The sequence below is a fragment of the Advenella sp. genome, from assembly GCF_052108595.1.
GTDB lineage: Bacteria > Pseudomonadota > Gammaproteobacteria > Burkholderiales > Burkholderiaceae_B > Advenella.
Genome location: NZ_JBQEAU010000051.1, coordinates 18,949 through 28,684, shown reverse-complemented (window position 1 = coordinate 28,684; position 9,736 = coordinate 18,949). Strand labels below are relative to the sequence as shown.

The window sequence follows — 9,736 nt, the reverse complement described above, 5'->3', positions numbered from 1 at the left end:
TGATCTGGTGATTGAAGCGATCAGTGAAAATCCGCAAGCCAAGCAATCGCTCTATCGGCAAATAGAACCAAAAATGAAAGAAGGGGCCATTCTGGCCACCAACACATCCAGCCTGTCCATTGGGGAACTGCGCAGCGTACTGGTCCGCCCCGAACGTTTTGTCGGTATCCATTTTTTCAATCCGGTGTCACGCATGCCACTGGTAGAAGTGGTGCACGCCGATGGCATCGCCCAGGAAACAGTGGACACCGCCACCGCCTTTGTCGGCAAAATCGGCAAGCTGCCGCTACCGGTCCAGGACACGCCGGGCTTTCTTGTCAACGCCGTACTCGCCCCCTACATGCTGCAAGCCATGCGGTGCATTGACGAAGGCATCGATCCCGAAGTTATCGATACCGCCATGCTGGAGTTCGGCATGCCCATGGGGCCGATCGCGCTAGCCGATACGGTTGGCCTGGATATTGCCATGGCCGCCGGCAAACAGTTGTCCGAAGGCCAGGAGCCGCCGCGCTGCTTGCAGGACAAAATTACACAAGGCAAGCTGGGTGTCAAAAGCGGTGAAGGGTTTTACGTGTGGAAAGACCGCAAGCATGATCAACGCAGCAGCAAAACCATTCCGCAGGGCCTGGCGCAACGCCTGATCAAGCCACTGATAGAGCAGACCGAAAAACAACTTGCGCACAACATCGTGCAGGATGCAGATCTTGCTGATGCCGGCGTGATATTTGGCACTGGGTTTGCACCTTTTACGGGAGGACCCATTCATTACAAACGTAGCAACGGAGGACAATGACAAGACGCAGCGGGGCAGTAAGAATGACCCCCTTATATTACAAATGTGATAAGACTTGACAGCCTGGAGCAATACCAGAGCTATTAAACAAGCAATCACCGGTTTTACACTTAGGATGGACGTATGAAGAGACATACACACAAACTCCAGCAGACGCTTCTGAGCGCAACATTGCTCGGGCTGGGAATATCAAACGTCACAGCGGTGCATGCCGCTGGCTTCAATTTGCTGGAACAGAATGCCAGCGGACTGGGCGTGGCCTACGCGGGCAGTGGTGCCGTGGCAGAAAACGCTTCCACCATTTACTACAACCCGGCCGGCATGACCAACTTGCCCGGCCTGAACATATCCGTGGGTGGCAACTACATTATCCCTTCATTCAAGTTCAGCAATGATCGCAGCTCGCTGCCTGCCGCTTTCGGCACAGCCAACGCCCAGTTCTCCGGCGCTCGGCTGGGCAGCGAGGGCGATAACGCGGGCGGCGGCGCTTTTGTCCCCAATGCCTATGTCTCATGGCAGGTCTCAGATCGTTTGTTCGCCGGCCTGGGCATCGGCGCACCATTCGGTCTAGCGACCGATTATGGTGATGGCTTCATGGGCCGCTATCATTCCAAGAAATTTGAAATCGAAACCATCAATTTCAACCCATCGCTCGCCTACAAGCTGAACGATAGTTGGTCGATTGGCGCAGGAATCAATATCCAGCGCATCAAGGCTGAATATGAGAAGAGCACCGTGGTTGACATGCGCAGCCAGGTTGCCGGCGCGGTTACGCAAAAGTACATCGCTGCCGGCGTTCCTGCACAACAGGCCGCAGCCATGGGCAAGGCTGTGGGCGATCAGTATGGTCCCATCCTGGATGGCGAAGCCAAGGTAAAAATGAATGATACGGCCCTGGGCTGGAATATCGGCGTCATGTTCCACCCCAGCGAAGACACGCGCATCGGCCTGTCCTACCGGTCCCGCATCAAGTACAAAGCCACGGGTGATACCGACGTTGACATTCACCGCCCATCGGCCGCCATGATTGGCGCCATGCCCGCACAGTTGCAGGAAATCTACAGCCTCGTGCCGGGATCGCTGACCACCTCATCCAGCGCCAGCGTGACGCTTCCCGATACGGCACTGCTCAGCGTGTATCAACGCATCAGCCCGCGCTGGGAACTGCTGGGTGACATCCAGTGGACCGGCTGGAGCAGCCTGCCGAAGCTGACCATCAAGAGCGACACCCTGCCCGACGCCGGTCTGGATCTGAAGTTCAAGGACTCTTGGCGCATTGCTGTGGGTGCCATGTATCAAGTGGCGCCACAATGGAAGCTGAAGGCCGGCGTTGCCTGGGACCAGTCTCCGGTACGCTCCGCGGAGCACCGCCCGGCCTCGTTACCGGACAATGACCGCTATTGGCTCTCCGTGGGTGCCCAATATAAGCCTTCGGAAAATACCGCAATCGATGTCGGCTACAGCTATATGTATCTGAAAAAATCGCATGTAGACAACACCAATGACGGCAACCTTGCCCAATACGGTCGTCTAAGCGGCAGCTACAAGTCCCATGGCCATATTTTCGGCCTGCAGGTCTCGCACCGCTTCTGACAAAGCACCGGCTGTCCCGGCTGCAGGATGCATCGTGCATGGTTCGGATCCATTCCGAGCCATGCTCGATGGACTGCACCGCAACAAGAATTATTCGGAGGCAAACAATGAAATTCAATGCATCTTTTCTGGCCACCGCGCTTGTCATTCTGTCGACCCTGGTGCTGGACGCCAACGCCAGGACCGTGGACGGGCACACCGTACCTGACACCCTGCAGGTCGGCAACACACAGCTGGTCCTCAATGGCGCCGGTATTCGCAAGAAGGTGGTATTCGACGTATATCTGGCGGCGTTGTACACTGGTAAAAAAACCGACCAGGCGCAGGCGCTTATCAGCAGTACCGCGCCGCGTGCCATGCGGTTGGTGCTGTTACGCGACATTGACAGCACTGACCTGGCCGATGCATTAAATGAAGGATTGCGAGACAATACCAATACAAGTCAGTGGCAAGCAATACAGCCGTCTGCCCAACAGTTTGCCGGCCTGCTGCTCAAACAGAAAAGCCTTAAACGAGGCAGTGTGATTGACCTGATTTTTTCCGGCTCGCGGGTGTCGGTTTCGGCGCTAGGAGGACAGCAAGGCGCGGTCGATGACGCGGGCTTTGCACAGGCACTGCTTGCAGTATGGCTGGGCAAAGACCCCGCCCAATCGTCGCTGAAGCAGGCGTTGCTTGGTGCGGGTTGACGCTGCGGTCCGGCGTTAGTTTATAGTCCTTTTACTCCTAGGATAAGACATGGAAAAAATCTGGCTAAAAAATTATCCAAAAGGCGTTCCGGCGCAAATCAATATAGACGACTATGCCTCGCTGGCGGAACTGTTCAATGAAAGCTGCAAACGCTATGCCAGCTCGACCGCGTATATCTCCATGGGACAGTCCCTGAGCTATGCGCAGTTGCATGAGGCAGCCCGCCGCTTTGCTGCCTGGCTGCAGGAACAAGGCGCTACGCGGGGCACACGCGTCGCCCTCATGATGCCCAATATCCTGCAATATCCGGTAGCGCTGTTTGGCACACTGTTGGCCGGATGCACTGTGGTCAACTGCAATCCCTTATATACGGCCCGCGAACTGGAACATCAGCTCAAAGACGCCCAGGCAGAGTTCGTCGTCGTCGTGGAAAACTTTGCGCATACGCTTGAAGCGGCCAGACCGGCACTGCCAGACCTGAAGCATGTGGTCGTGACTACGCTGGGGGACATGCTGAGCGCGGTCAAGGGGCTGCTTCTGAATCTGATCGTACGGCATGTGAAGAAGATGGTTCCTGCCTGGTCCCTGCCAGGTCATATTCGCTTTGCCGATATCATGAAGCGCACTACCCCCAACGACTTCAGACCGGTCAGCCTGGATCATTCAGACATGGCGTTCCTGCAATATACCGGGGGCACGACCGGTGTGGCCAAAGGCGCAGTGCTGAGCCACGGCAACCTGGTGGCCAATTTGTGCCAGGCCTACGCCTGGGTCAAACCCTATGCAAAGGGCAATAATAACGATTTTGTGATCACTGCCCTGCCGCTTTATCATATCTTCGCGCTCACTGCCAATTGCCTAACTTTCATCCGGCTGGGCGCAACCAATCTGCTGATTCTGAACCCACGCGATATCCCCGGCTTTATCAAAGAATTGCGCAAATATCCGTTTACCGCATTCACCGGCGTCAACACGCTGTTTAATGCGCTGATGAACAACGCCGATTTCAAATCGGTGTCTTTTGAACATCTGAAGCTGACGCTCGGCGGCGGCATGGCCGTGCAGCGCCCCGTAGCCGAGCGCTGGAAACAAGTGACCGGCAGACCGCTGACGCAGGCTTACGGCCTGACCGAGACTTCGCCGGCGGTCACCATCAATCCATTGGACCTGACTGAATTCAATGGATCGATCGGCTTGCCGGTTCCTTCTACCGAGATTTCGATTCGCGACGACCAGGGCAAGGAGCTGGCCGTCAATGAAACCGGGGAACTGTGCGTCAAGGGACCGCAGGTCATGCGGCAGTACTGGCACAATGAAGCCGAAACCCAGAAGGCCTTTGAGCCTGATGGCTTTTTGCGCACCGGCGACATGGGGTATATCAACGAGGACGGCTATATTTTCCTGGTCGATCGCAAAAAAGAACTGATCATTGTCTCCGGATTCAATGTGTACCCGTCTGAAATCGAAGAAGTGGTGGCTTCTCACCCTGGTGTCAGCGAGGTAGCCGCAATCGGCGCTGAGAACGGTGCATCAGGTGAAGTGGTCAAGATAGTGGTCGTGCGCAAGGATACCTCGCTTACCGAAAAAGCACTGATCGATTTTTGCAGAAACGAGCTGACGGGCTATAAAGTGCCGAAGATTGTTGAGTTCCGTGATGAATTGCCCAAGTCTGCAGTGGGCAAGATTCTCAAGCGCGAGTTAAAACAGGCGCCTGAAAAGGACTGAAAACAGGGACTGAAAATAAAGAAGGTGCGTTTTTGAGAAAGGCTTGAAAACGGCCAGATGCCCGCTCGCCTGACTGGTGCATAAAAGAAGCCCGAAGACAAACCAATCAGTCTTCGGGCTTCTTTGGGCGGGGCCGCCGGGGACCTTGTCATGCCGGCCGGTGGCCACCAGGACGCCTACCGTATTTCCCAGCTTTAACTTTAAGATACCCGGCGTAGCGGCGGTGCAAAGTCGTTGTCTGTATCGCCCGAGCCGTTGGAATTGACTGCTGCCTCGACCGCATCGCGACTTAATTGCGGTGTCAGCATGGCCAGAAAATCGTACACGTAATCACGCAGGAATACCCCACTTTTGAGGCCGATACGGGTAATATGCGTGCCAAAAAGATGTCCTACCGGAATCCCCACAAAACCCGAGTCGCGCCGGGGGTCAAAAGCCACGCCGGCAATGATGCCAATACCCATTTCCACATCGACATAGGTTTTGATCACATCGGCGTCAATGGCTTCCAGAACGATGTCCGGCTTGAGTCCTTTATTGGCAAAAGCCTGATCAATCGACGTGCGGCCCGAAAAAGCCCGATCGTAAGTGATGATGGGAAATTGGGCAATCTGTTCAAGCGACAGGTTTTTTGCCTGCGAGGAAGTCAGTTCTGTCAGCGGGTGATCCGGCTTGACCACCAGGGTATGCTCCCAGCTGTAGCAGGGCAGTGTCGCCAGTCCGCTCACTTCAGACAGGGATTCTGTGGCCAGTGCGATGTCGGCCTGTTCCTGCAACACCATTTGCGCCAGTTGCAACGGGCTGCCTTCAGCCAGGGAAACATGAACCTTGGGAAAGCGGCGCCTAAATTCCGGTATGAACCGGGGCAGAAAATAGCGCGCCTGCGTATGCGTACATGCAATGACCAGACTGCCCTCGTCGCGACGCGCAAATTCATCGCTGACTTTTTTCAAATTATCGACCTCGATCATGATGCGCTCGATAATGCTGGCCACCGCCTGCCCTGGTTTGGTCAGACCTTTGATGCGTTTGCCGTGGCGTTCGAAAACCTTGACGCCCAGTTCATCTTCAAACTCGATGATCGCCTTGGATACACCGGGCTGCGAGGTGAACAGAACTCTGGAAGCCTCAGTCAGGTTGTAGTTACGTCTGATGGTTTCACGTATAAAACGAAATTGCTGTAGATTCATTATCCTTGCCTTTTTGATCCACCTGACCGCTGCAGCCGAGATGCCGGAACAGTAACAACAGCACAGAGGGCCATAGATAGCCCAAGACCGTCGCGGAACCCGCTGGTGATGACAGCGTGCAGCCACTAGCGGCAATACGCATCATTGGATTATAAGTTATAACGAACCGTATTTATATAATTATTAAGTATATACATATAGTCTATTTCAACTGAAATACCACATGAATATATGCGCGCGTACTAAGCCGCTGATTTTTTTGGGGTTTTCAAACGCATTCGGGTATAGAACGCATACAGGCACAGCGCCAGGACAATAACATGCAGCGACAGGGTCCCGGTCAGAAAGTCTATTTTTCCATTGCTGATCCAGCCGCGCGTCAGATTGATCATATTCATATAGAGCAACCCAGTCAGACCGGCCAGCAACAAGTCTCCCGAGCGCCCCAGGCGGGGGTTGACCGCGCCCAGTGGAATGGCAAGCAATGCCAGATTCAGGGCGGCCAGCGGCAAGGAAACCCGCCACATAATCTGGGCCTGGCTTTCCGCCTTGCGGTCCTGGATAAGGTTGGTTGTTGGGCGCGATTTCATCTGGTTCAGCGCATTCTGCCGGGCGATTTCATCGGCGCTGGTGCCTGATGAATTTTCCAGGCGCAACGTGTAGGAATCGAAACTGACCATCCGGAATTCGGCACTGTCAGCCTTCATGTCATAGCGGTTGCCGGGTCCCAGCACCACATAGCGATCACCATTGTCCTCGCGACGGATCCGGGCGTTTTTTGAGGTCACAATCGTATACCAATCGTTGTCCAGGACGCGGGCAAACACGGCGCCAATCTCGTCTTGCGGGTTCGTGGGCGCTTCGGTGAAAAACACGCGCGCGCCGCCAGCCGATTCGATGAACTGCCCGGCAGTAATCTTGGACAGGTCGGAGCGCTGCTCGTAACGCTGACGATATTCTTCGATCTGGCGATAAGCCCAGGGCGTCACTTCCAGCGTCAGGATGGCGATCAGTACACAGACAGGAAGCGCCACACGCAATACCGGCGAAATCCAGTCTTTGAGCGAGACGCCACTGGCGAACCAGACCACCATTTCAGACTCTCTGTAATTGCGTGAAATGGTTGTGATGGTTGCAATGAACAGCGCCACCGACAAAATGGTGGGCAAGGCAGTGATGCTCGACAGTGCGGCTATACCCAATACAATGTCCGCACCGATCTGTCCTTCGGCCGCCTGACCGAGCAGACGCACCAGCAGCACGCTAAGCCATACGATGATCAGCGTTGAAAAGACAACGCCACCGTGACTGGTGATTTCTGCAACAACGGACCGTTTGAATAGCGACATAAGTAAAGATGGGGGATAATGAGGGCATCTTTCCGACGCCTCAAGGTAGAAACAACATGGAATTTAACACACAAACAAGCCGCTCGATTCAACAAATCAAAACCACCGTCTTATTCGTCGGGGTGTACACCGAGGGCGTGCTTGGAGAGACTGCTAAGCTCATCAACCACGCCTCTGACGGTGCCATCGATGCCGTACTCAAACGAGAGTTCAAGGCGGCCGCGGGCACGTTGTTCGACCTGCGCACCCTGCCCGGCGTGCGCGCCGAACGCGTGGTGCTGGTGGGGCTTGGCGCCAGGGAAAAATTCAACAGCAACGTGATGTCCAAAGCACACGTGGCCATTGCCGGTTATTGCAGCGACGGCTCGTTGACCGAAGCGGTTTCCACGCTGCTCGAAGAGCCCTGCCCGGCCACTACGCTGCGCCAGAGCGCGCAATTGGCAGCAACCGCCGCCGGCAACGCCGTCTACAAATATACCGCTACATTCAGCAAGGAAAGACGGCCCGCCACATCATCCTTCAAGAAACTCGTATTCACTGTCGACAAGCCCGATCAGAAACAGGTCGAGGAAGGCATTGGGCATGGCGAAGCGATCGCCAGGGGATTACGGCTGACACGCGAACTAGGCAATCTGCCCGCCAATGTGTGTACCCCTGCCTATCTTGGCAACCAGGCCAAACAACTGGCCAAGGATCATAAATCCATTACGGCAGAGGTGCTGGAACGCAAGCAGCTGGAAGCCTTGAAAATGAATGCATTCCTGTCGGTGGCGGCAGGCTCGGAGCAGCCACCGCGCTTTATCGTGCTCAAGTACTCGCCTGAACGTGCCAACAGTAAGAAAAAACAGAAGTCCGACGGACCGGTTGTCCTGGTCGGCAAGGGCGTGACTTTTGACACAGGCGGCATTTCCCTGAAGCCCGGACTGGGCATGGATGAAATGAAATTTGATATGTGCGGCGCCGCTTCGGTGCTGGGCGTGTTCAAGGCACTTGCGCATATGGAACTGGACACTGAAGTCATTGGTCTGATTCCGGCAACGGAAAACATGCCCAACGGACGTGCCACCAAACCGGGCGACGTGGTCACCAGCATGTCTGGGCAGACGATCGAGATTCTCAATACCGATGCCGAAGGCCGGCTTATTCTGTGTGACGCCCTCACTTACGCCGAGCGCTTTGAGCCAGCCGTCGTTGTGGATATCGCAACGCTGACCGGCGCCTGCATCGTGGCGTTGGGCAATTTCCATAGCGGGCTGTACGCCAGCGATGACGCCCTTGCCGATAACCTGCTGAGCGCAGGCAAGCGTGCACTGGATACCGCATGGCGCATGCCGCTGGATGACGAATACCAGGACCTGCTCAAATCCAACTTCGCCGATATGGCCAATATTGGCGGTCCCGCTGCCGGCTCGGTTACCGCAGCATGTTTTCTGGCGCGCTATACCAAAGCCTATCGCTGGGCGCATTTGGATATTGCCGGAACCGCTTGGCTCAAGGGCGGCAAGGACAAAGGCGCCTCCGGACGTCCGGTCCCCATGCTGTGTCAGTTTTTGATTGAACGGCAGGCTCAAGCGAATGCGCATTGATTTTGCCTTCGGCGCGGCAGACCGGCTTGGCATGGCCTGCGACGTCGTGCGCAAGCAATATCAGGCCGGCCAGCCGGTCCTGATCTATTGCACAGATCCAAAACGGCTGGCCGTATTCTCGCGCAAGCTTTGGGCGCTGGAAGACACGCTCTTTATCCCGCATGATGAAGTAGGCCCGGACACGCCGGCAAACAGTCCGGTACGGGTAACACGCGTCAGCCCGGCGCAGGCGCTGCAGGACGGCGCTCCCGTCCCGTGGCTGCTGAATCTGGATCTGGCCTGCCCACCGGATACCGAAGGATTTACACGATTGCTGGAAATTGTCTCCAATCACGAACAGGACAAGGCCGCTGCCCGGTTGCGCTACAAACAATATACGGCTGCCGGCCATGATGTTCGGGCTCATAATATATCGAGCCACTAACACGCTGGCCGACTCGTTGCAAGGAGTCTCTATTTATGTCCATTACCTTCAGAAAACGCCCAGACCATACGCTGTCGACCCCGCCCGAGGCGAAGGAACCGCACCTGGATCTGCATTCAATCGACGCCCGAGCCGATCAGGCGCCGGTTGACGATGATATCCCGGTCCTGCTGCCTGAGCCGCCCACATCCGCTCATACGGCGACCAGCCCAACGGTCGGTGCCACACCTGGCCGAATCGATAGCGCCGCGCCCGTTCGACAACCGCAAGATACCGGCGCCGTCCATATTCCCCCTCCGCCGGTGGGAGTGCGGCGCCAATCGCCTGCGCAGAGCACGCCAGCGTGGCAGGATGAGGCCGATGACATGCCGGTCCTGATGCCTGCGCAA

At 55.9% G+C, this 9,736-nt stretch carries 9 protein-coding genes; 7 read left to right on the top strand and 2 right to left on the bottom strand.

Going from position 1 to position 9,736, the window contains the following annotated elements; all coding sequences use genetic code 11:
• The 4 genes from ACTIKR_RS10875 to ACTIKR_RS10860 form a co-directional block, all read left to right on the top strand.
• On the top strand, nt 1–793 hold a 793-nt coding region (locus ACTIKR_RS10875), incomplete at its 5' end, for a 3-hydroxyacyl-CoA dehydrogenase family protein (protein ID WP_442327835.1).
• A gap of 123 nt (nt 794–916) precedes the next feature.
• A complete protein-coding gene (locus ACTIKR_RS10870; protein WP_442327834.1) occupies nt 917–2,386 on the top strand; it encodes an OmpP1/FadL family transporter in 1,470 nt (489 codons plus the stop codon).
• Nucleotides 2,387–2,493: 107 nt separating this feature from the next.
• On the top strand, nt 2,494–3,072 hold the full coding sequence (locus ACTIKR_RS10865) for a chalcone isomerase family protein (RefSeq protein ID WP_193087111.1): 579 nt from the start codon (nt 2,494–2,496) through the stop codon (nt 3,070–3,072).
• Between the two features lie 49 nt (nt 3,073–3,121).
• Nucleotides 3,122–4,798, top strand: coding sequence for an AMP-binding protein (locus ACTIKR_RS10860; protein WP_442327833.1), 1,677 nt, complete (start codon nt 3,122–3,124; stop codon nt 4,796–4,798).
• A 200-nt stretch (nt 4,799–4,998) separates the two neighbouring features.
• Here the strand turns inward: ACTIKR_RS10860 and ACTIKR_RS10855 are convergent, their stop codons facing one another.
• Both ACTIKR_RS10855 and lptF read right to left on the bottom strand, forming a co-directional pair.
• The gene (locus tag ACTIKR_RS10855) at nt 4,999–5,988 is read right to left on the bottom strand and encodes a CysB family HTH-type transcriptional regulator (RefSeq protein ID WP_193087113.1); all 990 of its coding nucleotides are present in this window, start codon (nt 5,986–5,988) and stop codon (nt 4,999–5,001) included.
• 242 nt (nt 5,989–6,230) lie between these two features.
• Nucleotides 6,231–7,337 (bottom strand): LPS export ABC transporter permease LptF, encoded by a 1,107-nt coding sequence (lptF, locus tag ACTIKR_RS10850; protein ID WP_442327832.1) that lies wholly within the window; start codon nt 7,335–7,337, stop codon nt 6,231–6,233.
• 56 nt (nt 7,338–7,393) lie between these two features.
• Between lptF and ACTIKR_RS10845 the strand changes: the two genes are divergently transcribed.
• From ACTIKR_RS10845 to ACTIKR_RS10835, 3 genes are all read left to right on the top strand, one after another.
• A complete protein-coding gene (locus ACTIKR_RS10845) occupies nt 7,394–8,923 on the top strand; it encodes a leucyl aminopeptidase (protein ID WP_193087115.1) in 1,530 nt (509 codons plus the stop codon).
• Nucleotides 8,913–9,347: a DNA polymerase III subunit chi gene (locus ACTIKR_RS10840; RefSeq protein ID WP_193087116.1), complete on the top strand. Its 435-nt coding sequence runs from the start codon at nt 8,913–8,915 to the stop codon at nt 9,345–9,347. Before ACTIKR_RS10845 ends, ACTIKR_RS10840 begins: the two co-directional genes overlap by 11 nt.
• 35 nt (nt 9,348–9,382) lie before the next feature.
• Nucleotides 9,383–9,736, top strand: a 354-nt coding sequence (locus ACTIKR_RS10835) for a hypothetical protein (RefSeq protein WP_442327831.1), incomplete at its 3' end; no start/stop codon positions are given.

What these genes read in the sequence shown, in the direction of transcription:
- ACTIKR_RS10860 (WP_442327833.1), top strand. Translation starts at nt 3,122, where the DNA reads ATGGAAAAAATCTGGCTAAAAAATTATCCAAAAGGCGTTCCGGCGCAA.
- lptF (WP_442327832.1), bottom strand. Translation starts at nt 7,337, where the DNA reads ATGTCGCTATTCAAACGGTCCGTTGTTGCAGAAATCACCAGTCACGGT.
- ACTIKR_RS10855 (WP_193087113.1), bottom strand. Translation starts at nt 5,988, where the DNA reads ATGAATCTACAGCAATTTCGTTTTATACGTGAAACCATCAGACGTAAC.
- ACTIKR_RS10845 (WP_193087115.1), top strand. Translation starts at nt 7,394, where the DNA reads ATGGAATTTAACACACAAACAAGCCGCTCGATTCAACAAATCAAAACC.
- ACTIKR_RS10840 (WP_193087116.1), top strand. Translation starts at nt 8,913, where the DNA reads ATGCGCATTGATTTTGCCTTCGGCGCGGCAGACCGGCTTGGCATGGCC.
- ACTIKR_RS10870 (WP_442327834.1), top strand. Translation starts at nt 917, where the DNA reads ATGAAGAGACATACACACAAACTCCAGCAGACGCTTCTGAGCGCAACA.
- ACTIKR_RS10865 (WP_193087111.1), top strand. Translation starts at nt 2,494, where the DNA reads ATGAAATTCAATGCATCTTTTCTGGCCACCGCGCTTGTCATTCTGTCG.